Genomic DNA, 24915 nt, shown 5'->3' with positions numbered 1-24915 from the left:
ACGAGACTGGTCACTTTATTTAAAACCTATTTATTTAACGGAGTAACACATGAACAAGCAAGAACTGATCGCAGCAATTCAAGCACGCGCCATCCATTACAAAGACTCTGGCGTGCAAAGAAATTCAGTCGAAGCCGTATTGGACTCTTTGGCCGATGTCATTAACGTCGCATTGGCTCAGGGTGAAGAAGTCGCCTTGCCCGGCATAGGCAAATTCAGTGCAGAAGAGCGCGCAGCGCGTAAAGGCCGCAACCCTGCGACTGGTGCCGAGATCGACATCGCTGCAAAGACGGTACCGAAATTCAGCGCCGCCAAGGTGTTGAAAGATGCAATCGGACGCTGTTAGACCTTAAGCGAAACCCGAGGTCACTCTCGGGTCTGCCGGACGCGGTTGTCCGGTACTGATGAGCAGCCGAGGAAAATATGTCAATCACAAAAGAACAATGGACGCAGGTCGAGACCGAACTATCAGGATCATGGGGGCATGTTGAAATGCTGATAGATGGTTTTAAAGTTAACTTGCACGTTGAGCGCGTTAAATTGCTGAAGTACACCATCATGACCTACGTCAATGGCCAATTTTGTGGCAAATGGATGATTGCAGACAGCGAGGAAGGTAAGCGATTTTTTTGCACTAAGTCATCCTTTGTGCTGTCAGCTAAACACCGTGCCGAATTGATTAAGATCTGGGGTGGTAAACGTTGCCCGAAGGCGAAACTGGAAGAGTTAAACAAGAAAACAACGATACTCATGCCACATTGGAGCAACGTTAAAACCATGCGCCGCCACTTTGAAAAAAACAATCAAAGCCTTGAATTGGTATCGATTGGTTTTCAAGCATGAAACCATTAAAAAACGCTACCCAGTTGCGCACTGCTGAAATGGCGCAGATCCATATCGCCAAAAAACAATTGGCCTTGGAAGATGACGCCTACCGCGCCATCCTGCTGCAAGTCACCGGAAAAACCTCTAGCAAGGATCTGACGTGGCAAGAACGTAAGGCCTTGCTGGATCATTTTAAAAAGTGCGGCTTCAAGGTTAAGGCCAAGACAGCCGGGCGCAGCTTGCCGAATGTGGCAGCTGAGCGCATGCCGCGCATGCGCAAGATAGAGGCGCTACTGGCCGAGGCTGGCAGGCCTTGGGCGTATCTTAAGCCGATGATAGAAAACCTGGGGCGCAGTGACATTGCGTTTTGCGATGGTGACGACCTGTCCAAGATCATCGCCGCTTTGATGAAAGACGCCCAGCGCAACGGGAGAAACCTGGGATGAATTGCCTGAACATCGATCAGTCTGTGCCTGATGTGCCACCACTGGCCAATTTGCCAGAGAGTGCGCAAAAGCTGATCGCCTTGATCGGCCTCATGCCGACCTTACGCCTGATCGATGCGCATGGCGGCACCATCGTTAATTTATACCATAGCGAAACCAGTCTGGAACGCATGAGCAAGACAGTCGGGCGGGACGCTGCCGCGACGCTGCTAAAATTTTTCGGCAACGACCCGTTCACGGTGCCCAACTGCCATCGTGCTATCAGGCTGTTTCGCAACGCGGGGATATTGGCCGAGTTTGACCAACTGACCCTGCGCGAAGGTTTGTCGGCACGGGCCAGCGTGCTGCGCATCACGCGCCGCCTGCATCTGCATGAACGCCAGGTGTGGCGCATCCTCAAAACCACCGGCACGGAAACCAAAGAAGTCGACCCGCGCCAGATGAGCTTGATTTGAGCGCTAACTGATTTGACAGCGGTATACAAATAAAAACCGCTAGGCAGTGATGCCTAGCGGTTTTTTTATGTGATTTAATATTGTATTGCTGTCAGTTTTCCGTTGGTGAAATACAAATAACTGTTATCGCCATAGACCCATTGTTCTTTGCTGCCGCTCGCCGTGATTGTCGTATTAATTTTTCTTGGCTCTCCCCAACCTGTATTTAATACTGCTTTGCTCGACATTCCGATTCTTGGTTGAGGTCGCGCAGGTTGCGCAGGGTAATCCTCTGACTTTTTTATTGGAATGCAATCGGATTTATCCTCCATGTTTCTAAGCTCTACTTGAGACAAGTTTAAGCAATCGATCCGCTTCTTTTTTATATCCGCCGCGTTTGTATTTGTGCAAATTATGACAGTGAGAAAAAAAATGTATAACTTCATGGTGTCTCCATTTAAGAAAGCTAAGGTCGCAATGGTGATTGCGGATTAAGTTCATCAATTAACCTAACTTCTGTACTATAACGTTTCATAAAAAGCTTTTCCATCAGTACATGTTAATGTCGCAAGCTTACCCTTGCTACTTTGACGTTTCCCCTCCCAAATATTCAACAACTGCTGACATGCGTCAGTCTGTAGTCGCGCCCGCGCGTCCCGTACATTGGCATTTGCTGACATCGATCAGTCTTTCCAAATACTTTAATGTGGGGTCGCACAATGAAACTGCTCAAATTTCGCATGGCAGGCTGGCTGATCTTTGCCTTGGCACTGTCAGCCTTAATCTTTGCCCTGGCACCGAACCAGATTCCCGTCAGCCTGTACAAAATTAACCTGATCGCCATGGCGGGCGTGGTCGGCTATTGGCTGGATCGTTCGCTGTTTCCGTATGCACGCCCGGATAGCTTTCTGTTTGCTGAGACACCGCACGACACTAGTGTTGACGGTGGTAGCCTGGACTTTGATCTGGAAGTCGCGGTGCAGAGCAATGTGCTGTTTGCCACCGCACAGATCCGCCGCGCCATCATCGTGGCGGCCAGCATGATCGCGGTTGGGCTGGGGGCGTAATGCAGGGTCACCCAAAATCGCACTCAAGCACACTCGTCGTCAAGATTGCCTTAGGCGTGATGGCATTTTGGGCTGTCCAGATCGGTAGTGCCGTGGTGCTCGCCACTTGCGCCAGCCCTGTCCACGCGCAAGAGACACCCCGCGCATCGTTACAACACCGTACCGCTTTAACGCGTATTGCACACGCGGACTGGGGCTTAGATGCACCAGTGCCGCTATTCGCCGCGCAGGTGCAACAAGAATCTGGCTGGAACCCGCAGGCTGTTTCGCGGGTCGGTGCCACAGGCATGGCGCAGTTTATGCCAGCCACTGCTCAGTGGTGGTGTGCCTTAAACAAACTGTCAGCCATTGAATGCCAGCCAAACAATCCGGTCTGGGCCATGCGCTCACTGGTGGGTTATGACCGCTGGCTATATCAGCGTGTCAAAGGCAATACAGAGTTTGACCGTGCCTGGGCGATGCTGCGCAGCTATAACGGCGGGCTAGGTCATTGGCAAAAAGAAGCGACCATCGCCAATGCCGGATTTAACCGGATCGCCATCGATGCCGCCTGTGGCCGCGCCAGCCGCCATGTGAGCCATTGCGCTGAAAACCTCGCTTACCCAGACCGCATCCTTAACCGCATCCAGCCGCGCTATGCGGCCTGGGGCAGAGTCGTGGTGCCAACATGATCGACCTGTTCATTAAAACCTATTGGTCGCAGCTGGTGACGCTGGCGCTTGGCATATTGCTTGGCTGCTTTGTCACCGGCTGGTTTAACGCTGGCGAACTAGCGATTGCCAAGGGCGACAATGCCACGCTCAAAGCGGAGCATAAAGAACAGGTAGCGCAGACGGCTACTGCCGCCCTCAAGCGCATCGTGACGGCCAATGAGCGAGCAGACAGCTTGCAAATCGCCCTGGACCAAACCGAAAAAGACTTAATCACGTCCAAACTGGAGAAGCAACATGCAATCAAAATGTCGACTACTGGCCGCGCTTGCCTTAACAACGCTACTGTGCGCCTGCTCAACGATCAGGCCGCAGGAAGTCCAGCTGCAACCCTGCCCACGCCCGCCAGCAAGCCTGTTGAAGCGGATGCCGCCATTGCCACCGATACCGACGTCGCCCAATGGATCAACGAAGCCAAAGCCCAATACAACGTCTGCCGCGCCAGGTTAGACACCTTGATCGACTGGCACTTCCCTATCACCTCACCAGAAGAAAACCCGCATGACTGATATTTTTGATCGCGCCTCAGAGCATGAGGCCAATGCCAGGCAAGACGCAATAAACCGGCAGCTACGCCAGTCCGGCCTGGCTGGCAAGACCGTGCTGGACTCGGCCAGCGAGTGCGTAGTCTGCGACGAAGAACTGCCAGAGGCACGCCGCGTAGCGCTGCCGGGCGTGCAGACCTGCGTCAGCTGCCAGGGTGAGCTGGAGCGTGCGGTGAACTACAGCGGCAAGCACTGCAACAGGGGTATCGCATGACAGTCCAACTAGAACTATGGCATCTCATCTTGCTGCTGGTCGCCTTCTTTGGCGCGGTTGGCGCCGGTGGCAAGATGCTGTTTGCCCAGTTTGAGAAGACGCTGGCGGTGCGCTTTGTGGCGCAAGAGAACGCGGCGCTAGCGGCAAACAAGACCATTCATGACGCCTTAAACCGCCACCTGTTGGAAGAAGGTAAGGCGCTGATACAGATGCAGGCCTTGGAGCGTGACTTCCTGACCTGGCGCGCCGAGCTGCCTATGCAGTATGTGCGGCGTGAAGACTATATCCGCAACCAGACGATTATCGAATCCAAGCTAGACGGCCTGTGGCAGAAACTAGAAATTATTCAACTGAGAGGCAATAAATGATTGATCACACCAAGGTAAGGCGCGAGGCGATGCGCTGGTATTTACTGCTGACGCTGTACAACGCGCAACCGGTGGGCTGCTATGAAGAGGTCTTGCTCTCGACCATCAGCGGGATTTACCCCGATGTGACAGCGCTGGAGATCCGCCGCGAGACCAATTATCTCGAGACGCGTGAGCTGATCGACATCCATAAAGAGGCCAGCGGCCGCTGGTTCTCGCAATTGAGCCGTACCGGCATCGATATTGCCGAGTACACCGTTGCCTGTGAGCCTGGCATTGCCCGGCCTGTCAAGACCTGGGGCTGAGATGCCACCGCGTTCTAAAGTAGAGCAACTACCCAAGGCGATCAAACAATGGCTCGATGCCCAGCTAGTCGATGGCAGCTTTGCCGGTTACGAGCTGCTGGAGCAGGAAGTCAACACCCGCCTGCGTGAGGCGGGCGCTGGCTTTACCATCGGCAAGAGCAGCATCCACCGCTATGGCAGCGGCTTTGAAGACAAACTCAAATCCTTAAAACTAGTCAGCGAGCAGGCTAAAGCCATGATCGATGGCAGCCCAGATGAAGAGGATGCCGTCAGCCAGGCGTTAATCAGGATGACGCAAGAGAAGCTGTTTAACGTGGTGCTTGACCTGCAAGTGGACCCGGAAAAGTTGAATTTAGCCAGTGTCACCCGCGCCATCGCCGATCTGTCACGCGCCTCCATTACCAATAAGAAGTACGCAGCCGAAGTCAAGACCAGGGCGCAATCAGCGGCCGAGGCGATCAGCCAGGTTGTTAAAAAAGCCGGTTTGTCTGGTGAAGCGATAGACCAGATTCGCCGTGAGATCTTGGGCATAGCCGGATGAGCCAGTTGCTCGCCCCAACGGTGCTGCTGCCGTATCAGCAAGCCTGGATTGCCGACACCGCCGCCGTCAAGGTCTGCGAGAAGTCGCGCCGGGTCGGTCTGTCCTGGGCGGAAGCGGCCGATGCGGCATTAACTGCTGCCGCCAGTACCACGGCCGGTGGCGATGATTCCTGGTACATCGGCTACAACCAGGACATGGCCAAAGAGTTTATCCGCGATGTCGCCTTCTGGGCCAAGCATTACCAGCTGGCGGCTGGCGAGATGGAAGAGGCGGTGTTTGTCGATGAAGACAAGTCCATCCTGACCTTTGCGATTAGCTTTGCCTCAGGCTTTCGGGTCACCGCCTTGTCTAGCCGCCCGTCCAATTTGCGCGGTAAGCAAGGTCGCGTGATTATTGATGAGGCTGCATTCCATAACGATTTGCCGGGATTGCTCAAGGCGGCCATGGCGCTGTTGATGTGGGGCGGCAAAGTACGCATCATCTCTACCCATAACGGCGACACCAATGCCTTTAACGAACTGATCCAGGACTGCCGCGCCAAAAAGCTGCCGTACTCGGTGCACCGCATCGAATTTGACAAGGCGGTGAAGGAAGGGCTGTTTCAGCGCATTTGTCTATCGACTAAACGGCAATGGACAGAGCAGGCCGAGGCTGACTGGGTCGCCTCCATGCGCGCCTTCTACGGCAGCAGTGCCGGTGAAGAGCTGGACGTGATCCCCGGATCTGGCGCAGGCACGTATCTACCGCGTGCCGTGATTGAGGCCTGTATGCAAGCGGGTATCCCGATATTGCGCCTGGCCTTGACGGATGCCTTTACCCTGATGCCAGCCCATCTGCGTGAGGCAGAGACGGCGGACTGGTGCAATGAGCACCTGTTACCGCTGCTAAAGAAACTTGACCCTAACCTTGACCATTACTTTGGTGAAGATTTTGCCCGTTCAGGCGATTTGACCGTGTTCTGGCCTTTGGCGCAAAGCCGCAGCCTGCGCCTGATCACCCCGTTTGTGGTGGAACTGCGCAACGTGCCGTTTGAGCAGCAAAAGCAAATCTTGTTCTACATGATTGACCGCTTGCCGCGTTTTCAGGCGGGTGCAATGGATGCACGCGGCAATGGCCAGTACCTCGCCGAAGTCGCGATGCAGAAGTACAGCGCGGCCCGTATCGGCCAGGTGATGCTGTCGGTGGAATGGTACCGCGAGAATATGCCGCGCTTTAAGGCGGCGTTTGAAGACAAGGTGCTGGTGATACCGGAAGACGCCGACGTGCTGGGCGACTTACGCGCCGTACGCATCGAGCGCGGGGTCGCCAAGGTGCCCGATACCGCCCACACCCGTGGCAGCGATGGCCGTGACCGTCATGGCGATGCCGCCGTGGCGCTGGCAATGGCGACTTATGCGGTCTACCAAATGACGCCTGCCGGTGTCTGTGACGGCTTTGAATCAGTCGCCCGTAGAGGGAGCACTGAAGATTCAGGCCGCAATGACAATGACTATTCCAGCTCCAGGAGCATGCTATGAGTAACAACACAAAAACAACCAAAATACTAGACCAATATGGCCAGCCTATCGACAGCGGTCTGTTGGCTGAGCCGCAGACCGCACGCATCAACACCCTGCAAAATACCTATCTGACGCCGATGCTAGGCGGCCTGACACCGGCACGCCTGGCGCGCACCCTGCAAGAGGCTGACAACGGCAACCTGGTCGAACAGCACCGGCTATTCTCTGACATGGAAGAGCGCGACGCCCATTTGCGTGCCGAGATGGATAAACGCAAGAACGCTGTCGCCAGCCTGCCCTGGGACATCGTGCCACCGCGCAACCCGAGTAGCGCAGAGCTAGCTACTACCGAGTGGGTGCGCGAGGTGCTGCAAGACGCGATAGACCCGATAGAAGACATGCTGCTGGCCTTGATGGAAGGCCCTGGGCATGGTTTTGCCGCAGTAGAGCTGGAATGGCGACAGCAGGGGCGTGAGTTGCTACCCTCGTTTCATCCACGGCCACAGGAGTGGTTCCGCCTGAACAGCACGCGCAGCGCCTTGACCCTGATCGACGCCTCTATCGACGGCACTGCGTTAAACCCGTTTTCTTGGGTCATGCATACGCACGGCAAGGCGAAAAGCGGTTATCAGGGGCGCATGGGTCTGTATCGCACCTTGGTCTGGCCATTCTTGTACAAGGCATACGCCCTGGGCGACTTCGCCGAATTCTTGGAAACCTACGGTTTGCCTATCATTGTCGGCAAGTATTTTGCTGGTGCATCCGCCGATGAGAAAGCCAGCCTGATGCGTGCCGTGACGGCGCTTGGCCATGATGCCCGCGCCATCATGCCTGCCGGAATGACGCTGGAAATAAATGAGGCCAGCGCCAAGGGCGGTGATTCTGCGCACCTGGCGATGGTCACCTGGGCAGAAAAAGCCGAGTCCAAAGGCATCCTGGGGCAGACGCTGTCCGCCGATACCGGCAGCAAGGGCGGCGGCAGCTTTGCCCTGGGTAAAGTGCATAACGAGGTGCGGCATGACATCATGCGTGGTGATGCCCGCCAGATCGCGGCCACCTTAACCCGCGACCTGATCTATCCGCTGGTAGCGCTGAACCGTCCTGGCTTGGATGGTCTGGCACGTTGCCCGCGCTTTGTGCTCGATGTCGCTGAGACGGACGACATGGCGCAATATGCCGATGCCTTGCCCAAGCTGGTCGGCGTGGGCTTTCAGATCCCGCGTGCCTGGGCGCAGGAGAAGCTGCATATTCCGCTGGCGCAAAAGGACGAAGAGGTGTTAAGTTTGCCAGTGGCCGTCCCTATGGCTCCTGTTACGTCTGTTACCCCAACGGCGGTATTAACGGCGGCACTGTCCGCTCAGCCTGCTTCAGAGCCGGTTGATCCGCTTGACCCCACCTTGCCACTGGTCGATCAGTTGTCGCAGCATACCGCCCCAGCCTGGGCTAGCCAGCTCGATCAACTCAAGAGCCTGGTGGACAGCAGTACCAGCCTCTCCGCCCTGCAAACGGACATGATTAACGCCTTTGGTGACCAACCGCAAGAAGCCCTGGTCAGTCTGATGGCGGCAGCCTTTGCCTTGGCAGAACTGAAAGGCATCAGTGACGTCATGGATGAGGCTAGGAGTGGAACCTAAGATGCCAGTCAATTTAGGCTTCCCCGGCAAAGACGCTGCCGGTAATCAGGTATCGAACCCGTTTAAAGAACAGCTGGAGTTCTTCCGGCAAAAGCTGAATTTGCCGAGTGAGCGCTGGGACGACATCTTTAAATCGGCGCATGACCGTGCCCTCATCGTCGCCGGTGCGGGCACGGCTGATTTGATGCAGGACTTAAATGCCGCGATCACCAAAGCCATTGCTGACGGTGGCGGGCTGGAAGTCTTTCGCCAAGACTTTGACGCTCTAGTGCAAAAGCATGGCTGGACGGGCTGGACGGGTGAGTCTAGCGAAGCCGGACGCGCCTGGCGCACCCGCATCATCTATCAGACCAATATGTCCACCAGTTACGCCGCCGGGCGCTGGAAGCAACTGAAACACCCAGACCTGTTGGCTTTACGGCCGTACTGGAAGTACGTGCATGCCGATGGCGTGGCGCACCCCCGGCCGCTGCACGTTTCCTGGAACGGCCTCGTCTTACATCATGAGCACCCGTTTTGGGACACCCATTACCCGCCCAATGGCTGGATGTGCCATTGCCGGGTGACGCCGGTGGATGCGCAGGAATACGCCAAGGCGCAAGCAAAAGGACGTAGCGAACCGCCCGCAGGCTGGCAAGCGCCTAGCCCGCGCACCGGCGCGCCTGTGGGGATTGATCGGGGTTTTGATTACGCACCAGGAGCGAATGCGCACCGACCGCTCAAGGATTTTATTGATGCCAAGCTGATTAAACTCAGTGCACCGATAGGTTCACGCTTATGGGCAGGCTTGCAAGCAGTGCTGGAAAAAGAGCAGGCCTTAGCGTGGCAAGCCATGGTGGATCGGGTCAGCACCACCTTGAAGGCGACGGGTGAGGCAAGGCTTGCGCACGTAGTCGAAGCAGAGACCGTTAAAAGTTTAGCTGAAGCTGGCGTCAAATTGGACAATGCGGCCGTATGGCTGCGTGACGATGAACTGTTACATGCCTTGCGTGATTATAAAGATGCACGTGGCGTCAGCTTGCCAATAGAAGTTTGGCAGAACCTAAGAACGTATTTAGACGAAGCAACGCCCTATCTTGATACAGAAGACCAGGCATTAATTTATGTGTTTGAAGTACCAGATGGTTTGGGTAAAGTGGTAGTGCGTGTGAACTATAAAGAGAAAGCGCGGTTTGATGGTGTGCGTGATCGAATTAAATCTAATTTCATACGCACTGGAGGCGTTTTTGATCAAAGGCATCTTGATAAAGAAGAACGTTTTATCAAATTGAATAAGTAAGCGAGCGGTGCCGGATTCGAACCGGATCATAGGGGTCTTATGACTAAGATGCCTAACCATTCCCATTGGAAACAACCGCTCTATAGAAAGGATAGCACATGACTAGCGTGATCACAATTAACAGCACGGCACTGACGGCGCTATTAACGAGCTTGCAGCAGCGCACCGGCAACATGCAGCCTATTCTCTCCGCTATCGGCGAAGACATCATGGAACGCACCAAGCAACGCTTCTCGACGGGCACGGCACCGGACGGCACACCGTGGGCAGCAAATAGCCAGGCCACCTTGATGCGGTATCTGAACAAGAACGAAAAGAAGTCTCCAGGGAAGGTTTTTTCAGCCAAGAGCGGAAAGATCAGTGCAAAGGGCAAAGGGCTGGCCATGAGCAAACGCCCATTGATAGGCGAGAGCGGCAGCCTGGCCGGACAATTCCATGTGAGTAGCGATGCGAGTAGCGTGACGGTTGGCTCCACCATGAAATACGCCGCCATGCAGCAATTTGGCGGCAAGAAGAGCCAGTTCCCTAATTTATGGGGCGACATTCCGGCAAGGCCTTTCCTGCCCATTACAGCGGCCGGAACTTTCTACCCTGAAGAAGAGCGCCTGATCGTGGATACCTTGCGCCGTTACCTGGCCGAACCGTAGTACGGTTTAAAAAAAGCGGTTTTTGCATTAGCGGGCTTTTAAGGCGTTTAAAATCCACGGTAGGCAAATTCCCTCGTCTTTGATGGGACACCCCCCGTTACACCCCCGTTAAAATCGCTTTAAATGGCATTGCCGATTGAAAAGCTTGGTCGGCAAGTAACAAATTGGCAGAAATAGCCGGGTGCGGCCTTTTATCTGCTTGCGGATTTGGGCTTACACTACACATAATGCAGTCCTTGAATTAAGTCTCCCCCCTTCGTTTTACCAATCAGTACCCACTGCTGACACGCGTCAGTCTGATGTTGTGGTCTTCGCCTTGGCAACATGGCGACATGACAAAGCCATCTGCCCCACATCCAATTCAACAGAACACATCGCTGCTAGCGGTAGCGGCTTGCTCGATGGCGCTTACCGGCACCAACGAATTGCAATTGCTGCCCGCTGGCCGCTTCACTGCGCGCGATGGTCGGCCGCAAGGACTTTCAGGCTGGTTTGTCGATGCCAGCTTGGCCACTGCCTTAATCGCCCAGGCCAATGACCGCAGCACGCCTTTCGTGATTGATTACGAACATCAGACCATGCTCACCAAGACCAACGGCCAACCGGCTCCGGCCGCTGGCTGGTTCAAGAGCCTGGAATGGCGCGAAGGACTTGGCCTGTTTGCGGTGGATGTGAGCTGGACGGAGCGTGCGCTCTCCTGGATCGCTTCCGGCGAATATAAATTTATCAGCCCGGTGCTGGGCTACGACAAGACCAGCGGCGCGGTGAATGCCTTGTTCATGGCGGCCATCACGAATAACCCCGCCATCGACGGCATGGACGAAGTGCTGCTGTCTGCCGCCGCGCTGCATTTTAAATTCCCACCGACTTCAACCGCAACACCACTTACAACGGAGAACCCCATGGAAGAATTACTCGAACAACTACGCTGGATGCTTAACCTGCCAGTCGGCAGTACCTCGGAAGAGATCCAGGCACAACTGCAAAAGCTGATTGGCCTGATTAAGGAAGACCCAACCGCCACGGCGGCCGCCTCGTTTGACCTGGCTGGCTTTATCGCCGCCCAGCGCACAGCGATTGTTAGTTTAAGTACGCAAACACCCGACCCGGCCAAATACGTGGGCATAAGTGTGATGCAGAGCCTGCAAACGCAAGTGGCCAGCCTTTCTGCCGAACTCAACGGCGGACGCGTGCAGGCTGTTGTTGCTGCGGCCATGGGCAAGAAGCTGTTACCGGCGCAGGAAGCCTGGGCGCTGGAATGGGGTGCGAAAGATTTGGCGGCGCTATCGAGCTACCTTGACAACGCGCCGCCGATTGCGCTGCTGGCGGGTATGCAAAGCGGTGGCATCGCCCCAGTGGCAGGCGGCGCTATGTTGTCCGCAAATCAGGTCGCCTTGTGCGCAGTGATGGGCATTTCTGAAACAGATTTTCTTAAGACACAGAAGGCCGAAACCGTCACCGGATAGCGTTAATCAGCTCGCTGATGTAACACAAAACCAATCACAAACCATTTGATCACCTCTCATAGGAGAACTCCATGACAGCATTAACCGCAGGCCGTAATACCCCTTTCAAGGATGCCGAAGTTGTTGGCGTCTTCGTTGCCGCCAATGCCAAGATATTTGGCGGATCAATCGTATGCGCCAATGCCACTGGCTTTGCCGTGCCAGGCGCTACCGCCACGACGCTCACTTATCTGGGCCGTGCAGAAGAAACGGTAGATAACACGGGCGGTGCCGATGCTGCCAAGTGTGTTTTAGTGCGCCGCAAGAAAATGTTTAAGTTTGCCAATCTGGCCGCAGACCTGGTCACACAGGCCGATATGGGCAAGACCGTGTATGTCGTCGATGACCAGACCGTCGCTAAAACCAGCGGCGGCGCTACCCGTTCTTTGGCAGGTCGCGTACTGGGTATTGATGCAGACGGTGTCTGGATCGAATAGTCCTAAGTAACAGAAGGTAGTAAAAAGTTTCCACCACAAGTACCAAATAGCAGCACCCATCCATATTAATCAACGCATAGGAATTTTATGAAACGCTCTCTTTCTCTCTTTGGCGTCATTGGAATGATCGGTATAGCGCTCTGCGCTCTGCCATTTGTTCCGGCGCTGGCGGCACTGCTGCCATCTAACCTGATCCAGCCTGAAAACAGCGGCAGCTTCCTTGCAGCAGGTATGCTGATTAACAAAGAATCGGTCGGTAATCTGTTTATCAGCCTAAAGACCACCTTTAACAATGCATTTGCCGCCGCGCCCAGCGTGTGGGAAAAGCTGGCCATGAAAGTGCCCTCGACCACTGGCCAGAATGATTATGCATGGCTGTCCAAGTTCCCGCGTATGCGCAAGTGGGTCGGCGAAAAGAATGTCAAGTCTCTGGAAGCCTTTAAATACTCCGTCGTCAATGATGACTTTGAAGCGACGGTAGAGGTAGACCGTAACGACATGGAAGATGACAACTTAGGCATCTATGGTCCACAAGCGCAGATGGCGGGCGAGTCGGCCAAGCAGTTGCCCGATGAGATCGTCTTTGGCCTGGTCAACAATGCCATGATCACGAATTGCTATGACGGCCAATACTTTATTGATGTCGATCATCCGGTCAAGCAATTGGACGGCACCATTGTCTCGGTCAGCAACAAAGGCACAGCGGTCTTGTCTTGTGCCAGCTTAGCGCTTGCACAAGGATCGCTGGGCGCAGCTGAAGTGGTCATGATGCAATTTAAAGACGACGAAGGCCGTCCTTTGAATGTCAAGCCCAATATCTTGCTGGTGCCACCTGCCTTAAAGGCCACAGCCAATACCTTGATGACGGCGGATCAGTTGGAAGTGGGCAAGCCGAATCCATACAAGGGCACGTATGAAGTCGTGGTCGATGGCCGTCTGACATCGAATACCGCCTGGTTTTTGCTCGACACCACCAAACCGGTCAAACCCTTCATTTACCAGGAACGTAAAGCCCCGGTATTTGTGCAGCAGATCGACCCGCAAGCCGACGATGTGTTTAGCCGCAAGAAATTTAAGTTCGGTGCCGAAGCACGGGCGGCAGGCGGCTATGGTTTCTGGCAGTTGGCTTACGGTTCCAACGGCACGGTCTAAACCTCATCTTCCCTGACCCTCTTTTTCAAGAGGGGTAGGTAAAAACACCATTGGAGCACAGCATGACGAAGAAGAGCGCGAAAGCACCGGCAGTGAAGGCACCAGCAGCAAAGCCTGTCACTGATGACGAAAAAAAAGCCGTCGTTACGGATGGTCAAGGTTCTACCGGCAAGTCAGACACGACCACTGCCAGCGAGAACAGCGACGTGACTGGAAACACAAATGGCCTCGAAGTGACATCGAAACAAGATGGCTTTCGGCGTGCAGGCCTGATCTGGAGTAGAGAGGCCACCCGCATTCTGTTGGCCGACCTCACTGACGAACAGTATGTGGCCTTGCTGACCGAGCCAATGCTGAACCTCAAGCCAGTCATTATTTAATTCAGGACATTGCACTCCATGAGTTACGCCACGCGCACCAACCTGGAACAACGCTATGGGCAAGATGAAATTGCCCAGCGTGAATCGGCTTTGCCGCCTGGCGCGGTGGAACAGTCGCTGCTGGACGCCGATGCTTTTATTAACGGTTATCTGGCGAGCCGTTACAGCTTGCCGTTGACAGCCATGCCGCCCAACCTGCCGCAAGTGGCGTGTGCGATTGCGCGTTACAACTTGATGGGTGATGCGGCTACCGAACGTGCGCGTAAGGATTATGAAGATGCGCTGGCGTGGCTCAAAGATGTTTCCACTGGCCGGGTACAGCTGCAAGCGGCCGCACCGGTGCCGGGCAATGCGCCCGAATCGATGGTGCTGATTGAGACCAGTGCCGCCGTGTTTAAGCGTGCGGGGCGGCCATGATAGATGCGATCAAGGCACGCATTCTCTCCACGGTGCCAGAGATCAAGCTGGTCGGAGAAGCGGCGGACTTTCAGCATGCGGCGGAGAGCAACCCTACTGTGACACCAGCCTGTTTCGTGATTCCGATGGAAGAAGCGCCTTCGCCCAGTCACATGGGTGACATCGTGATACAGCGGGTGCGAGCCACGGTAGGCATTGTGCTGGTGGTGCGCAATTTGACGGACAGTAAAGGTGTGGCGTCCCGCGTTGATCTGGATGCCTTGCGCAAGAAGGTAAAAGACCAGCTCTTCGGCTGGCAAGCCAATGCCGAGCTTGACCCTTTTGAACGGGGCAATAGTCACCTCTTAGCCTTTCGCGATGGCCATGCCTGGTGGCAAGACCAATATATAACGATGTATTACGACAGGAGCGTTTTATGAAGCTAGAAGAGAAACCAGAAGCCTACCTGACAGCCTGCCCGTACTGGGGCAAAGGTGGCCAGTATGTGCTTGATCCGGCAACAGGTCAGCGTGTGCGCGTTGAAGTTGCAGAAGAATCACCGCCTGCTGATGGTGCTGAGCAGGGTTCAGAAACAAAGAAAGTAACGACCAAGGAGAAAGCCCGTGGCTAACCTTATTGCCCAACCACGCAAGTGGAAAAATAAAGCGGTTCTGATCAAGTTGGAAGCTACCTATGGTGTGGATGCGACACCGACTGGTGCGGCCAACTGGATTGAGGCGCGCAACGTGAATTTAACGCCGATGGACACTGAAAAGGTGGCGACCAATATCATTCTTCCTTACATGGGGAATAGCGGAAGCATCGTAGTGGGCCAGTGGGCAAAACTCTCCTTTGATGTGGCGCTTGCCCCATCGGGTGTAGTAGGAACCGCGCCTAAATGGGCACCGTTAATCATGGCCTGTGGCATGGCTGAAACGATCGCGCCAGGTGTCTCGGTCAACTACAACCTGGTCAGTAATGCATTTTCCAGCGTGGTCGGCTATATCAATATCGACGGCACCCTGCATAAATTATGCGGCATGCGTGGTGAAGTCAAAGGCAAGGTCAATGCCAAAGGTGCGCCGATGCTGAGTTTTAGCTTTGATGCCTTGTACCTGATGCCTGCCACGGACGGCATGCCGGTTGTCACCCGCACTGGCTGGAAGCTGGAAGAAGGCGTCAATAGCAAAAACACTGCTCCCGTGTCGATTGATGGTATTGCGCTTTCGTATTCCGCTTTTGACTGGTCCATCGGCAACAAGGTTGCGCGTATTGATCTGCCAGGCCCGCAGTACGGAATTGAAATCAGTGACCGCTCGCCACAAGCGTCGATCACGGTACTTGCGCCAGACCTCGCAGTATTCAACCCATTTGCGATGGCCGATGCGGGCACCACCGTCCCGGTGAGTGCTACCCATGGCAGTGCCGCTGGCAAGAAAATCAAAACAGATTTAAAGGCCCGCATCGTTGGTGTTGATTACGACCAGATCGATGAAATGACCGCTTATAAGCTGACCTTAGAGCCGCTGCCGGTGAATGGCAATGACGAAATCGCGTTGAGCTGTCTGTAACACCATCGCATCAAAGTAAAAGTCTACTTTGATGCGGTGTTTTGGAAAAATCCACCAAACCCGAAGTTTCAAATTTTATTCTAGGAGTTTCACCATGTTTCAACTTGCCTCTGCAAATCAAACCTATTCGACCTCTGTCCGCGTTGATGTTCCGACTGACGGCGGAAAAAACAAGACGCATGTTTTCAAGGCGATCTTTAAACGCGTGAGTCAATCTGAACTCGACAATATTCATGAGCGCATTCAAGAAAAGACATTAACTGATGCTGGCTTGATCAATGAAGTCATGGTTGGATGGGATGACGTTGCTGATGAACATGGTCAAAAAGCAGAATTCAACCCAGATAATTTATCGGCTTTGCTGGACGTGTATCCGACGCGTCCAACCATCGTTCAAGCCTTCTTCACGACCATTAACAACGCCGTAAGAAAAAACTAGAAGGCGCTGCCGAGGTATGGGGGCGTTCCTTCGGCGGTGCTGACGTTGAAAAAAAATCCCATGTCAGCGATGAAGTGGTCGACGACATGGAATTTTTCGGATTGAGTGATGAGATCGCCGACGCCCCCACTTCCGATGACGTTGAATCTCCCGCTTATGACATATGGCCAGAGAACCTCCAAGCAATCAGGTTGTTTCTGGCCTTGGAAAATCAGTGGGACATCGTCATCAGCCCCGATGGCGAAATGATACGCACTGGCATGCGCTTGCCAGCCATCGAAAGCGTACTGCGCCGGACTAATGGCATCCCGGTACGTGAGTGGAACGTGCTGTTTGACAAAATGCTCTGGATGGAGCGGCCAGCGCTATCGGAAATGAACAAGGCGCGTAGTGCGAGGCAAGAAAAACGCGAGGCAGAAGCTGAGCAAAGTCGAAACAATTAGCGTTAAACAAAGGCGGACAGCATGGTGGAAGTAGGCATTCGGATTAACATTGATGGCAATAAAACCGCTGTCGATGGTTTTGACCAGATCACGCAAGCCACCGGCAAAACGGGGGATGCTGCCGTTAGTGCGAGCAAGAAGATCACGTCCGCCCAGCAAGATGTGGTGCAAAGCGCGGCGCAACTCTCCATCAGCCAGAAGAATGTGGGCGAAGCGATGGCACAGGCGGGCACCAGCTCACAGCAGGCCGGGCAGAAAATCGTCACCGCTAATCAGCAAACCAGCTCCTCCACTACACAATTGACGCAATCACAGCAGCGTTTTTTGGACGGACTGGTCAAACAAAGTGATGCGATAGGAAAATCGAATTCACAACTGGCCTTAATGCGTGCGCAACAACTGGGCGTGGCCGATGCCGCCGCGCCCATGATCGCCAAACTGGCGCAAGCCGAACAAGGTGTGCAAAAGGTCGGCATGAGTGCCGCCGCTACGTCGGCAGCAATGCGTAACGTGCCAGCACAATTTACTGATATCGTCACCAGCTTACAAGGTGGCCAGGCACCGCTGACAGTGTTCATGCAGCAAGGTGGCCAGCTTAAAGATATGTTTGGCGGAGCAGGCAATGCCGCCAAAGCCCTGGGCGGCTATGTGATGGGATTGATTAATCCCTTCACCGTAGCGGCGGCTGCCGCAGTTGGTTTGGGCGCGGCTTATTATTACGGCTCAGAGCAATCGAAGCGCATGCAGGTTGCGCTTATTGCCACGGGCAATTATGCGGGAACCACAGGTTCCCAGCTTGACCTTATCGCCCAGAAAGTTGGCGCGGCGACGGGTAAATATGGTGAGGCGCGAGAGGCGGTCGTTGCATTGGCAGAGTCCGGCAAGTTTTCGGCAAATGCAATATCAGCGCTATCCGGTGCGGTAGTCGCTAGCTCGAATCTGACTGGCAAGAGTATTGAAGATACAGTATCTCAATTTGCGAAACTTAAGTCAGAGCCGACCAAGGCCATCTCGGAATTGAACGAAAAATACAATTTCCTGACGGTTGATATCTATAAGCAAATCAAGGCATTAGAGGATCGTGGCGAAGTGGAAAAAGCCGCAGCATTGGCAATGAATGTGTATGCCGATACGGTAAAGACACGTAATGCGGAGGTGCTGGGAAATCTTGGTTATATCGAGAAAGCATGGAAAGGTATTAAAGAGGAAAGCGCGTCTGCGCTAGATACCTTCCTCGGGTTCGGTAGAGTTAAATTAGATAGCGAAAAGCTGGCTGTAGCGAGGAATCAGCTTGGCAGCATGCGCCAGACTGCGGGCAATGTTGCGCCTGACTCGCGGGCGGCAAAAGAAATAGCCGACCAGGAAAAACTGGTCAAAAGTTTAGAGGCTGCGATAGTCGCAAAAAATCGCGATGCTGAAGCAACAGGACGGCAGAGTCAAGCGCAGAAAGAACTCAAGACAAGAAATGACGAGCTTGCGAAATACCTTGATTCTGATAAGCATTTGACTAAAGCGAAAGCGCTTGAGCTAGAAGGCCAGGCGTTTAAGAAAGCGACGCAGGGATTTTCAAAGGATTCGCAAGAGTATCGACAGGCGTTAGAAGCAAACGCGATTGCCAATAAAAAAATTGAAGAAGGGTTCAAGCCAAAAAATGAGAACGCCGCCAAGGAAGTCACTGCCTATAACACCCTAATCTTATCCATCAAGGAAAAGCTCGCCGTCAGCCAGGCTGAATTGGCTAGCGACCAAAATTTAACGGAAGGCCAAAAGGCGCGCATCAAGTTTGACACTGAACTACGCGAAGGGAAGATTGTTGCCACCGCTGCACAAAGAGACTATGCCAGGTCACTGGCGGGTCAGCTTGATATAAATAATCAGATGGCCGCGTTTGAGAAAGAGCAACTCAACCGAACCAAAAAAATCATTGACGGCTTCAAAGAACAGTATGAAGCCACCGTCAAAATCAACAGGTCGATTGAAGACTATGTGACTTCAATGGATGCCCTGAATGAGCAAACACAGCTTGAATCGACGTTGGCAGGGAAAAGTGAGCGCGAAAGAAAAATCGCGCTGGAACAGTTTAAGGTAGAGCTTGAATTAAGAAAGCAGATCAAGGCCATCAATGCATCGAGTGCATTTGAGGCGGACAAGCCAGGCCTGATCCAAAAAGCCACTACAGCGGCAGAATCGCGTAAAGAGGCGGTGATTGTCCAGGTCGATACGGAAGAAATACAAAAGGCACGGAAGGAACTCGATGCCTTCCTTGATCCGTCCAAGGCGCAAAGCTTCGGTGATGCGATGGTCAGCGCAATGGGCAACACCGGCAATGCCTTACAAAAACTCTCCGTCAGTTTGCAAGAGTATGGCCGTTCTGAATTAGAGATCGCGAAGCAACGCGAGAATGCCGAAAAAACCAAATCGGCAGATCCGGCCAAGTACGCCAAAGACATGGCCGCGTTAAATGACAAGTCCGCCCAGGCACAAATTAAAAACTACGCGAATATGGCCGGTGCGGCCAAGGGTTTCTTTAAAGAGAATTCGACCGGCTACCGTGCTATGGAAGGCGCTGAGAAGGCTTTCCGCGCTGCTGAATTGGCGATGTCGATTGAAACCATGCTGACCAAGAGCGGCTTATTGACCGCCTTCACCGGCCTGTTTGTCGCCAGCAAAGCCACGGAGACGGCGGCAACAACGGCCAGCATAGCGCCTGACATCGCCGCGTCTGTAGCAAAAGGCACTGCTGCGGCAGCGGTAGGTGTTGCGAATCAGGCGCAAGGCGACCCTTATTCAGCATTTGCACGCATGGCAGTCATGGCAGCAGCGATGGCGGCGTTAGGGTTCGCCGTATCTGGTGGCGGTGGATCGTCTGGCCCAGACGTGAGTGCAGCAGCGGTTCAGAAACGTCAAGGCACCGGCACGGTATTTGGCGATTCGGATGCCAAAAGCGATTCAATTAAACAAAGTCTTGATCTGCTAAACAATAATTCAGACTTGATGGTTCCGGCGACCATGCAGATGGCAGCATCACTGAGGAATATTGAAAGTAGCATGGTCGGGCTGACAAACATCATCTTCCGCACTACGGGAGTGACAGATGGCTCTAACATGGGCATCAAGACTGGAACGATAAAAAGAAACGATGTCTTTGAAAAAAATGGTTTCAGTGCTGGCAGTGCCACAGGTTGGGCCTTAATGTTTTTTGATCCTATTAGTAAAGTTCTAGGTCAATTAATGCGAGTGTGGGGAAGTACAAAGCAGTCCATCACAGATGGAGGTTTGCAAATCGGCGGCTCTGTTGGAAGCTTGCAACAAGGGCAGGGAGTCAATCAATACGCCAATGTGGCAACCACTACTAGCAGTTGGTTTGGTCTAAAGAAAAGCACATCCAACAGCACTCAGACACAAGCAGTATCAAGCGAGATCTCGCAGCAGTTCAGCGCGATCTTCACTAACCTGCAAGCTACCCTGTCGTCGGCAGCAACGGCCTTGGGCGGCAATGGTCAGGCGGTGGGTGAGGCCGTTAAATTATTCGTCATCGATACCACCAAAATTTCATTGCAGGGGCTAAAAGGCGCGGATCTGCAAAACGCCATTAACGGCGTGATTTCTGGCGCGATGGACAATGTCGCGCAGTCAGTCTTCCCTGAGCTTGAAAAGTTTAGACAAGTTGGCGAGGGTTACACCGAGACGGTCGTGCGTATTGCCGTCAACTATTCCAGCGTCGATGCCATTCTTACCTCTGTTGGCATGAAATTTGGCGCAGTCGGCATCTCCAGTGTAGCAGCGCGAGAAAACCTGATAGGGCTGGTCGGCGGTATCGATAAGCTGGCATCCGGTACGCAGTATTTTGCACAGAACTTCTTGACCGATGCAGAGCGTATCAAGCCCGTTTCAGATAACGTCACCAAGGTCATGGCAGATCTTGGCCTCTCTGGCGTGACCTCGCTGGATCAATTTAAGAGTGTCGTGATGGGCTTAGACTTGAGCACCGAGGCCGGTGCAAAACTGTATGCCACCTTGATCGGACTAGCCCCGCAGTTTAAAGAGGTCGCCGATTTCAACAGTAACGCCAGCGGTACTGCCAAGCAAAGGGCGGATCTCGAGATCCAGATCATGGAACTCACGGGCAACATGGCAGGGGCATTAACTGCAAAGCGTGCAATTGAATTGGCGGGTATGGATGCATCACTGCGTCCTCTGCAACAGCGCATCTACCTTCTGAACGATGAAGCGGATGCTGCCGCAAAGGCCGCAGCATTGGGACAGCAGCGCACAAGTTTTGAGATCCGCATCATGGAGTTAAGCGGCGACAAGATTGGCGCGTTAAACATGAAGCGCAAGCAAGAGTTGGATGGCTTGGATGCCTCTTTACGCCCTTACCAGCTGCAAATTTATGCATTGGAAGACAAGGCAGAGGCGGAAAAAGGCGCTCTCGCAGCACAACAGGCATCGACACAAGCGGCCGAGAAGGCCGCGCAGGCGGCGCAGCAACTTGCTTCCGCATGGCAGTCTGCTGTTAATTCGATGGTTAGCGAGATCAATCGCCTTCGTGGATTGGTGGGCGGGAATAGCGCGGCGAGTCTCGCCAATGCCCAGAGCCAGTTTTCTATCACCACCGCACAAGCACGCGCCGGTGACCAAGAGGCATTCAAACTCTTGCCGCAGCTTTCCCAGACGCTGGAGAAGATGTACGAGGCAAGCGCTGGAAGTCTCGCTGAACTGAATCGTAACCGGAACTTGCTGGCAGCGAGCCTGGAGCAAACGGCACAGGGTACAACTAAGTACGGTGTCAAGATCCCCGGCTTTGCCAGCGGCGGTGATTTTGGCGGTGGCTTGCGTCTTGTCGGTGAGCATGGTCCAGAGATTGAGGCGACAGGTGCATCCCGCATCTTTAACGCGAATCAGACCAAATCTATGCTGGGCGGGTCGAATGATGCCTTAGTCAACGCGTTAATTACAGAGGTGCGTGAGTTAAAGGCAGCCATGTCGCTTTTGCTGGCTCCCACTGTCGAAAACGAGAAGAATACGAGAAAAATAAAAGACAACGTTCAGCGTGTCACGCTCGACGGTGAAGGCATGCGCCTGGAAACGGTGACGGCATGAAAGTCATCCCTTCATTAGAAATTACCAGCGCACGGTTGATTAGCAGCACGGTACCAGATATAGGGGCTGGCGAGACTGCATGGGTCTCTGGCGAGGTCTGTGCAGTGAATGTCGAACGTATCCGGCCAAGCATCGGCAGAGCCTTCAGCCGGATCATTGCCGGTGGCGGAGCGATCGCTCCTGAGGATGATCCGGTCAACTGGAAGGATATTGGTGCCAGCAACAAGAAAGCCATGTTTGATTTATATCGCAACAGCCAGACATCGGCCGCTTCACCGCTGACCGTAGTGTTAGCGCCCGGCAAGCGCGTTGATTCGTTGGCCTTGACAGGCATGACACAAGTCACATCGGCCACCATAGAAGTGCGTGTGGGTGCAACCGTGGTCTACACCCGCGTGCTCAATCTGGATAACCGGCGCACGTTGTCATGGTCAGACTATTACTTTGGTGAATTTTCTACTAAACCAAGCGTGATTTTATTCGACCTACCACCCTTTACCGGAGCGCAGATCACCGTGACCTTAGTCAGTACCACCGGCACGGTCAAATGTGGTGGATGTGTCATTGGTACAGCTGTTGATATTGGCGATATTGAATATGGGGCGGAGGACGAGCCGCTTAATTTCAGCCTGATTGAGCGCAACAAGTGGGGCGACGCCAATCTGGTGCCGCGCCGTAGTGTGCCAAAAACAGCGCAGACATTGCTCGCCAAAAAATCACACGTCAATAAAATCCGTGAAGTAAGGAATTTGCTTGACGCTGTCCCCGCGATTTGGGCGGGTCTTGTTGATTCGGATGACGGCTATTTTGAAATGTTCCTGATCGCCGGTGTCTGGAAAAAATTTGGCATCAACGCACAGCATCCGACTAAAGCAAAAATTTCGCTAGAACTTGAGGAAATCTAATGACACTACCCGTCGCACCAACCCCAATTGATGAACTGGGCATACCTCCCACCATCAACGACCCCGTCAATTTTAATGCCAGGGCGGATCAGCATGTGCAGGATGTAGTGGACATGGTGCCGCAGCAAAACGCGGCAAACCTCGTTGCCTACAATAACGCTCTCATCGCCTACCAGGCGGCAGTCGATGCTGTAACGCTATTGGCGTCCACCACCGCCCAGGCAGTCAATGCAGCGGCAAGCGCAAGTAGCGCACAAAGTGCTGCAATGGCGGCGCAGACAGCAGCAGGCTTGCCGACATTACCCAATGCAGGCCAACTGCTTAAAACGGCTGGTGCGGGTGTTCCCATTACTGCATCCACTGTGCTGGCAGTCAATACAGCCTATGACGTCGATACCAGCGCTGGCGCATTTTCAGCTCCATTGCCTGCCGTAGCTGTGATGGGTGACTGGGTTGAAGTATCGGATTGGGCGGGTACGTTTGATACTAAAAATTTCACGGCATTGAACAACGGCCTAAAGATTCACTTTCTGCTCACCAACTTCGTGGCGGACATTAAAAACCTCACTGTGCGTTTCGTCTACACAGGCAATGTAAAAGGATGGGCAGTTAAATGAAGGCTTCAGAATTATTCGGTAGCGGCGGCGTTGAAATTGGTGGCATCGCTAGCTTTCCATCGACTACGCCCAACCTGGTCACGATCAATGGCCGATCCTATTTAAGGACAGGTGTCCTGGCGTTACAAGCGGCATACCCTGTCGTCCCCACCGCCGCTATCGTTACTTTCAGCACAGCCACACCTGTCACGCGCTCGGCGGCGGTCATACCATTGGCGTACGCGGCTGGGGTCTTCGTCGGTTTGGCGGGTAATGTATTTCAATCTTCGCCAGATGGGATCGCCTGGACATCGAGAGGCGATGCCACTAACGGGTCAACGTGGAATGCGCCCAATGTCATTATTTGGTGTTCTGTACTGGCGGTATTCATTGCCATCGGCTATCACGGCATGTGGACATCGCCAAACGGAACGGCATGGACTGTCAGGGCAGCCAACGCCGATACTATTAATCCAACGTATGCAGCAACAGATGGCACGATCACTATTTCTGGCGGTGCATCCACGATAGGACGAAAGACAATCAATGGCACGTCGTGGGCCGCTGCTGTCGGTTGGAATACTGCACCAAATAGCATTGCATTCGGCGCAGGCCTGTTCGTCGTTTCGACCACATCGGGAATCTGGTCGTCGACTGATGGCGTAGCGTGGCTCCAGCGGTTGGCAACCAATGCAGGGCCAGTCGCATTCGGTGGAGGTGTGTTTGTGACTGCTCCGCAAGCAGGCGGCACCAGCTTCAGATCCGCCGATGGCATCACATGGACTGCTAGCGTGAATAATCAATTCTCGACATTGCTGAATCATGTCTATATTTCGTATGCAAACGGCATATTCGTTGCGGCATACCCTAGTAATGCGGTGATCGCCACCTCGGTGGACGGAAACAATTGGCGTAACGTTACCCTATCGGTCGTGATGGGATCTCCCTCGAATTCACTGCCTTGCGTCTATGGAAACGGTACGTATCAATTCGCGATGTCAACCACTGCAACGTCGTATGCAGCGATTGCATCCTATATCGATAACTTCATTGCGTCTTGTCCTGCGACTTACGTTGCTACTGGCATCGCACTAATAGCTTCATCCCCTGTTCTAAACTATTTAAGGATCGCATAATGAGCGCCTCCCCTGAATTAATCGTCGTTGATAGCGGCAGACCGTCTGGCGAGCCTGAGTGGACTTGGTATCTTGATCTGGGGCCATTCTATGACCGTTTTGGCTCTGCACAGATGGCCGTATTAAAAAGCACCAATGCGGATATTGTCGCGATTCGCGCCAATCTTAGTGTGCGTAAGTGGGTCGATCTAAGATTGCCAATCGTCGCGCAGTCGGTTGCTGCAATCGCTGCAATCGTCCCAGAGGTGACACCAGCAATTGCCTCACGTGTGATGACCATCCAGCCGACGCTCGCCGAGAACTTGGCATTGCGTAAGCAGTTTTTCTCATAAGGCTAC

The 24915-nt window shown here is 53.7% G+C and carries 31 protein-coding genes and 1 other RNA gene; 31 read left to right on the top strand and 1 reads right to left on the bottom strand.

Translation table 11 applies throughout. From position 1 onward, the window contains the following. Positions 1 to 49: 49 nt before the first annotated feature. From ACO0K8_RS00575 to ACO0K8_RS00555, 5 genes are all read left to right on the top strand, one after another. Positions 50 to 346: an HU family DNA-binding protein gene (locus ACO0K8_RS00575; protein ID WP_422944684.1), complete on the top strand. Its 297-nt coding sequence runs from the start codon at positions 50 to 52 to the stop codon at positions 344 to 346. A gap of 5 nt (positions 347 to 351) precedes the next feature. After that, positions 352 to 418, top strand: an RNA gene (locus tag ACO0K8_RS00570) — hammerhead ribozyme type II. 5 nt (positions 419 to 423) lie between these two features. After that, positions 424 to 843, top strand: a complete 420-nt coding sequence (locus tag ACO0K8_RS00565; RefSeq protein ID WP_422944683.1) for a hypothetical protein — start codon at positions 424 to 426, stop codon at positions 841 to 843. Then, positions 840 to 1271, top strand: a complete 432-nt coding sequence (locus ACO0K8_RS00560) for a gp16 family protein (RefSeq protein WP_422944682.1) — start codon at positions 840 to 842, stop codon at positions 1269 to 1271. The genes ACO0K8_RS00565 and ACO0K8_RS00560 overlap by 4 nt, the downstream gene beginning before the upstream one ends. Next, complete coding sequence (locus tag ACO0K8_RS00555; protein ID WP_422944681.1) at positions 1268 to 1726, top strand: hypothetical protein; 459 nt, start codon at positions 1268 to 1270, stop codon at positions 1724 to 1726. The genes ACO0K8_RS00560 and ACO0K8_RS00555 overlap by 4 nt, the downstream gene beginning before the upstream one ends. Positions 1727 to 1800: 74 nt before the next feature. Here ACO0K8_RS00555 and ACO0K8_RS00550 read toward each other — a convergent pair whose 3' ends face one another. Further along, positions 1801 to 2151 (bottom strand): hypothetical protein, encoded by a 351-nt coding sequence (locus tag ACO0K8_RS00550; RefSeq protein ID WP_422944680.1) that lies wholly within the window; start codon positions 2149 to 2151, stop codon positions 1801 to 1803. Positions 2152 to 2424: 273 nt separating this feature from the next. On the opposite strand from ACO0K8_RS00550, the gene ACO0K8_RS00545 reads away from it, so the two are divergent. From ACO0K8_RS00545 to ACO0K8_RS00420, 26 genes are all read left to right on the top strand, one after another. Beyond that, entirely contained in the window at positions 2425 to 2772 is a 348-nt protein-coding gene (locus tag ACO0K8_RS00545; RefSeq protein ID WP_422944679.1) for a putative holin, read from the top strand. Then, entirely contained in the window at positions 2772 to 3443 is a 672-nt protein-coding gene (locus ACO0K8_RS00540) for a transglycosylase SLT domain-containing protein (RefSeq protein ID WP_422944678.1), read from the top strand. The genes ACO0K8_RS00545 and ACO0K8_RS00540 overlap by 1 nt, the downstream gene beginning before the upstream one ends. Then, on the top strand, positions 3440 to 3991 hold the full coding sequence (locus tag ACO0K8_RS00535; protein WP_422944677.1) for a hypothetical protein: 552 nt from the start codon (positions 3440 to 3442) through the stop codon (positions 3989 to 3991). The genes ACO0K8_RS00540 and ACO0K8_RS00535 overlap by 4 nt, the downstream gene beginning before the upstream one ends. Continuing rightward, the gene (locus ACO0K8_RS00530; protein ID WP_422944676.1) at positions 3984 to 4241 is read left to right on the top strand and encodes a TraR/DksA C4-type zinc finger protein; all 258 of its coding nucleotides are present in this window, start codon (positions 3984 to 3986) and stop codon (positions 4239 to 4241) included. Before ACO0K8_RS00535 ends, ACO0K8_RS00530 begins: the two co-directional genes overlap by 8 nt. Then, the gene (locus tag ACO0K8_RS00525; protein ID WP_422944675.1) at positions 4238 to 4609 is read left to right on the top strand and encodes a hypothetical protein; all 372 of its coding nucleotides are present in this window, start codon (positions 4238 to 4240) and stop codon (positions 4607 to 4609) included. Before ACO0K8_RS00530 ends, ACO0K8_RS00525 begins: the two co-directional genes overlap by 4 nt. Next, complete coding sequence (locus ACO0K8_RS00520; RefSeq protein ID WP_422944674.1) at positions 4606 to 4914, top strand: hypothetical protein; 309 nt, start codon at positions 4606 to 4608, stop codon at positions 4912 to 4914. Before ACO0K8_RS00525 ends, ACO0K8_RS00520 begins: the two co-directional genes overlap by 4 nt. 1 nt (position 4915) lies before the next feature. Next, positions 4916 to 5455: a DUF3486 family protein gene (locus ACO0K8_RS00515; RefSeq protein ID WP_422944673.1), complete on the top strand. Its 540-nt coding sequence runs from the start codon at positions 4916 to 4918 to the stop codon at positions 5453 to 5455. Continuing rightward, positions 5452 to 6972 (top strand): hypothetical protein, encoded by a 1521-nt coding sequence (locus tag ACO0K8_RS00510; RefSeq protein ID WP_422944672.1) that lies wholly within the window; start codon positions 5452 to 5454, stop codon positions 6970 to 6972. The genes ACO0K8_RS00515 and ACO0K8_RS00510 overlap by 4 nt, the downstream gene beginning before the upstream one ends. Continuing rightward, a complete protein-coding gene (locus ACO0K8_RS00505) occupies positions 6969 to 8588 on the top strand; it encodes a DUF935 domain-containing protein (RefSeq protein WP_422944671.1) in 1620 nt (539 codons plus the stop codon). The genes ACO0K8_RS00510 and ACO0K8_RS00505 overlap by 4 nt, the downstream gene beginning before the upstream one ends. A gap of 1 nt (position 8589) precedes the next feature. Beyond that, positions 8590 to 9867 (top strand): phage minor head protein, encoded by a 1278-nt coding sequence (locus ACO0K8_RS00500; protein WP_422944670.1) that lies wholly within the window; start codon positions 8590 to 8592, stop codon positions 9865 to 9867. Between the two features lie 98 nt (positions 9868 to 9965). Beyond that, positions 9966 to 10514, top strand: coding sequence for a phage virion morphogenesis protein (locus ACO0K8_RS00495; protein ID WP_422944669.1), 549 nt, complete (start codon positions 9966 to 9968; stop codon positions 10512 to 10514). A gap of 332 nt (positions 10515 to 10846) precedes the next feature. Continuing rightward, on the top strand, positions 10847 to 11980 hold the full coding sequence (locus ACO0K8_RS00490; RefSeq protein ID WP_422944668.1) for a phage protease: 1134 nt from the start codon (positions 10847 to 10849) through the stop codon (positions 11978 to 11980). Positions 11981 to 12051: 71 nt separating this feature from the next. Further along, positions 12052 to 12456: a hypothetical protein gene (locus ACO0K8_RS00485; RefSeq protein ID WP_422944667.1), complete on the top strand. Its 405-nt coding sequence runs from the start codon at positions 12052 to 12054 to the stop codon at positions 12454 to 12456. Positions 12457 to 12543: 87 nt separating this feature from the next. Beyond that, positions 12544 to 13608, top strand: a complete 1065-nt coding sequence (locus ACO0K8_RS00480; protein ID WP_422944666.1) for a Mu-like prophage major head subunit gpT family protein — start codon at positions 12544 to 12546, stop codon at positions 13606 to 13608. Between the two features lie 62 nt (positions 13609 to 13670). Beyond that, a complete protein-coding gene (locus tag ACO0K8_RS00475; RefSeq protein WP_422944665.1) occupies positions 13671 to 13988 on the top strand; it encodes a hypothetical protein in 318 nt (105 codons plus the stop codon). A gap of 18 nt (positions 13989 to 14006) precedes the next feature. Then, positions 14007 to 14405, top strand: coding sequence for a gp436 family protein (locus tag ACO0K8_RS00470; protein WP_422944664.1), 399 nt, complete (start codon positions 14007 to 14009; stop codon positions 14403 to 14405). Then, positions 14402 to 14824, top strand: a complete 423-nt coding sequence (locus ACO0K8_RS00465; protein ID WP_422944663.1) for a phage tail terminator protein — start codon at positions 14402 to 14404, stop codon at positions 14822 to 14824. The genes ACO0K8_RS00470 and ACO0K8_RS00465 overlap by 4 nt, the downstream gene beginning before the upstream one ends. Further along, positions 14821 to 15015, top strand: coding sequence for a hypothetical protein (locus tag ACO0K8_RS00460; protein WP_422944662.1), 195 nt, complete (start codon positions 14821 to 14823; stop codon positions 15013 to 15015). The genes ACO0K8_RS00465 and ACO0K8_RS00460 overlap by 4 nt, the downstream gene beginning before the upstream one ends. Further along, positions 15008 to 15955 (top strand): phage tail tube protein, encoded by a 948-nt coding sequence (locus ACO0K8_RS00455; protein ID WP_422944661.1) that lies wholly within the window; start codon positions 15008 to 15010, stop codon positions 15953 to 15955. The genes ACO0K8_RS00460 and ACO0K8_RS00455 overlap by 8 nt, the downstream gene beginning before the upstream one ends. 94 nt (positions 15956 to 16049) lie before the next feature. Further along, positions 16050 to 16394, top strand: a complete 345-nt coding sequence (locus tag ACO0K8_RS00450) for a phage tail assembly chaperone (protein WP_422944660.1) — start codon at positions 16050 to 16052, stop codon at positions 16392 to 16394. A gap of 86 nt (positions 16395 to 16480) precedes the next feature. Continuing rightward, positions 16481 to 16837 carry a DUF1799 domain-containing protein gene (locus tag ACO0K8_RS00445; RefSeq protein ID WP_422944659.1) on the top strand — a complete coding sequence of 119 codons (357 nt, stop codon included), beginning with the start codon at positions 16481 to 16483 and terminating at the stop codon, positions 16835 to 16837. A 21-nt stretch (positions 16838 to 16858) separates the two neighbouring features. Further along, on the top strand, positions 16859 to 21940 hold the full coding sequence (locus ACO0K8_RS00440) for a phage tail length tape measure family protein (RefSeq protein ID WP_422944658.1): 5082 nt from the start codon (positions 16859 to 16861) through the stop codon (positions 21938 to 21940). Then, a complete protein-coding gene (locus tag ACO0K8_RS00435; RefSeq protein WP_422944657.1) occupies positions 21937 to 22845 on the top strand; it encodes a hypothetical protein in 909 nt (302 codons plus the stop codon). Before ACO0K8_RS00440 ends, ACO0K8_RS00435 begins: the two co-directional genes overlap by 4 nt. Continuing rightward, positions 22845 to 23462, top strand: coding sequence for a hypothetical protein (locus ACO0K8_RS00430; protein ID WP_422944656.1), 618 nt, complete (start codon positions 22845 to 22847; stop codon positions 23460 to 23462). Before ACO0K8_RS00435 ends, ACO0K8_RS00430 begins: the two co-directional genes overlap by 1 nt. Next, the gene (locus ACO0K8_RS00425) at positions 23459 to 24577 is read left to right on the top strand and encodes a hypothetical protein (protein ID WP_422944655.1); all 1119 of its coding nucleotides are present in this window, start codon (positions 23459 to 23461) and stop codon (positions 24575 to 24577) included. Before ACO0K8_RS00430 ends, ACO0K8_RS00425 begins: the two co-directional genes overlap by 4 nt. After that, the gene (locus ACO0K8_RS00420) at positions 24577 to 24909 is read left to right on the top strand and encodes a hypothetical protein (RefSeq protein WP_422944654.1); all 333 of its coding nucleotides are present in this window, start codon (positions 24577 to 24579) and stop codon (positions 24907 to 24909) included. Before ACO0K8_RS00425 ends, ACO0K8_RS00420 begins: the two co-directional genes overlap by 1 nt. The last annotated feature ends 6 nt before the right edge of the window (positions 24910 to 24915 follow it).

This window comes from Undibacterium sp. Ren11W (assembly GCF_049340485.1).
In the GTDB taxonomy this organism is placed as follows: domain Bacteria; phylum Pseudomonadota; class Gammaproteobacteria; order Burkholderiales; family Burkholderiaceae_D; genus Undibacterium.
The sequence above is the reverse complement of the archived record's forward strand: the minus strand, read 5'-3'. Positions and strand labels throughout refer to the sequence as shown.

Excerpts from the sequence above, each read along its gene's own strand:
- ACO0K8_RS00575 (WP_422944684.1), top strand. The coding sequence starts at position 50 with ATGAACAAGCAAGAACTGATCGCAGCAATTCAAGCACGCGCCATCCAT.
- ACO0K8_RS00565 (WP_422944683.1), top strand. The coding sequence starts at position 424 with ATGTCAATCACAAAAGAACAATGGACGCAGGTCGAGACCGAACTATCA.
- ACO0K8_RS00560 (WP_422944682.1), top strand. The coding sequence starts at position 840 with ATGAAACCATTAAAAAACGCTACCCAGTTGCGCACTGCTGAAATGGCG.
- ACO0K8_RS00555 (WP_422944681.1), top strand. The coding sequence starts at position 1,268 with ATGAATTGCCTGAACATCGATCAGTCTGTGCCTGATGTGCCACCACTG.
- ACO0K8_RS00550 (WP_422944680.1), bottom strand. The coding sequence starts at position 2,151 with ATGAAGTTATACATTTTTTTTCTCACTGTCATAATTTGCACAAATACA.
- ACO0K8_RS00545 (WP_422944679.1), top strand. The coding sequence starts at position 2,425 with ATGAAACTGCTCAAATTTCGCATGGCAGGCTGGCTGATCTTTGCCTTG.
- ACO0K8_RS00540 (WP_422944678.1), top strand. The coding sequence starts at position 2,772 with ATGCAGGGTCACCCAAAATCGCACTCAAGCACACTCGTCGTCAAGATT.
- ACO0K8_RS00535 (WP_422944677.1), top strand. The coding sequence starts at position 3,440 with ATGATCGACCTGTTCATTAAAACCTATTGGTCGCAGCTGGTGACGCTG.
- ACO0K8_RS00530 (WP_422944676.1), top strand. The coding sequence starts at position 3,984 with ATGACTGATATTTTTGATCGCGCCTCAGAGCATGAGGCCAATGCCAGG.
- ACO0K8_RS00525 (WP_422944675.1), top strand. The coding sequence starts at position 4,238 with ATGACAGTCCAACTAGAACTATGGCATCTCATCTTGCTGCTGGTCGCC.
- ACO0K8_RS00520 (WP_422944674.1), top strand. The coding sequence starts at position 4,606 with ATGATTGATCACACCAAGGTAAGGCGCGAGGCGATGCGCTGGTATTTA.
- ACO0K8_RS00515 (WP_422944673.1), top strand. The coding sequence starts at position 4,916 with ATGCCACCGCGTTCTAAAGTAGAGCAACTACCCAAGGCGATCAAACAA.
- ACO0K8_RS00510 (WP_422944672.1), top strand. The coding sequence starts at position 5,452 with ATGAGCCAGTTGCTCGCCCCAACGGTGCTGCTGCCGTATCAGCAAGCC.
- ACO0K8_RS00505 (WP_422944671.1), top strand. The coding sequence starts at position 6,969 with ATGAGTAACAACACAAAAACAACCAAAATACTAGACCAATATGGCCAG.
- ACO0K8_RS00500 (WP_422944670.1), top strand. The coding sequence starts at position 8,590 with ATGCCAGTCAATTTAGGCTTCCCCGGCAAAGACGCTGCCGGTAATCAG.
- ACO0K8_RS00495 (WP_422944669.1), top strand. The coding sequence starts at position 9,966 with ATGACTAGCGTGATCACAATTAACAGCACGGCACTGACGGCGCTATTA.
- ACO0K8_RS00490 (WP_422944668.1), top strand. The coding sequence starts at position 10,847 with ATGACAAAGCCATCTGCCCCACATCCAATTCAACAGAACACATCGCTG.
- ACO0K8_RS00485 (WP_422944667.1), top strand. The coding sequence starts at position 12,052 with ATGACAGCATTAACCGCAGGCCGTAATACCCCTTTCAAGGATGCCGAA.
- ACO0K8_RS00480 (WP_422944666.1), top strand. The coding sequence starts at position 12,544 with ATGAAACGCTCTCTTTCTCTCTTTGGCGTCATTGGAATGATCGGTATA.
- ACO0K8_RS00475 (WP_422944665.1), top strand. The coding sequence starts at position 13,671 with ATGACGAAGAAGAGCGCGAAAGCACCGGCAGTGAAGGCACCAGCAGCA.
- ACO0K8_RS00470 (WP_422944664.1), top strand. The coding sequence starts at position 14,007 with ATGAGTTACGCCACGCGCACCAACCTGGAACAACGCTATGGGCAAGAT.
- ACO0K8_RS00465 (WP_422944663.1), top strand. The coding sequence starts at position 14,402 with ATGATAGATGCGATCAAGGCACGCATTCTCTCCACGGTGCCAGAGATC.
- ACO0K8_RS00460 (WP_422944662.1), top strand. The coding sequence starts at position 14,821 with ATGAAGCTAGAAGAGAAACCAGAAGCCTACCTGACAGCCTGCCCGTAC.
- ACO0K8_RS00450 (WP_422944660.1), top strand. The coding sequence starts at position 16,050 with ATGTTTCAACTTGCCTCTGCAAATCAAACCTATTCGACCTCTGTCCGC.
- ACO0K8_RS00445 (WP_422944659.1), top strand. The coding sequence starts at position 16,481 with ATGGAATTTTTCGGATTGAGTGATGAGATCGCCGACGCCCCCACTTCC.
- ACO0K8_RS00440 (WP_422944658.1), top strand. The coding sequence starts at position 16,859 with ATGGTGGAAGTAGGCATTCGGATTAACATTGATGGCAATAAAACCGCT.
- ACO0K8_RS00435 (WP_422944657.1), top strand. The coding sequence starts at position 21,937 with ATGAAAGTCATCCCTTCATTAGAAATTACCAGCGCACGGTTGATTAGC.
- ACO0K8_RS00430 (WP_422944656.1), top strand. The coding sequence starts at position 22,845 with ATGACACTACCCGTCGCACCAACCCCAATTGATGAACTGGGCATACCT.
- ACO0K8_RS00425 (WP_422944655.1), top strand. The coding sequence starts at position 23,459 with ATGAAGGCTTCAGAATTATTCGGTAGCGGCGGCGTTGAAATTGGTGGC.
- ACO0K8_RS00420 (WP_422944654.1), top strand. The coding sequence starts at position 24,577 with ATGAGCGCCTCCCCTGAATTAATCGTCGTTGATAGCGGCAGACCGTCT.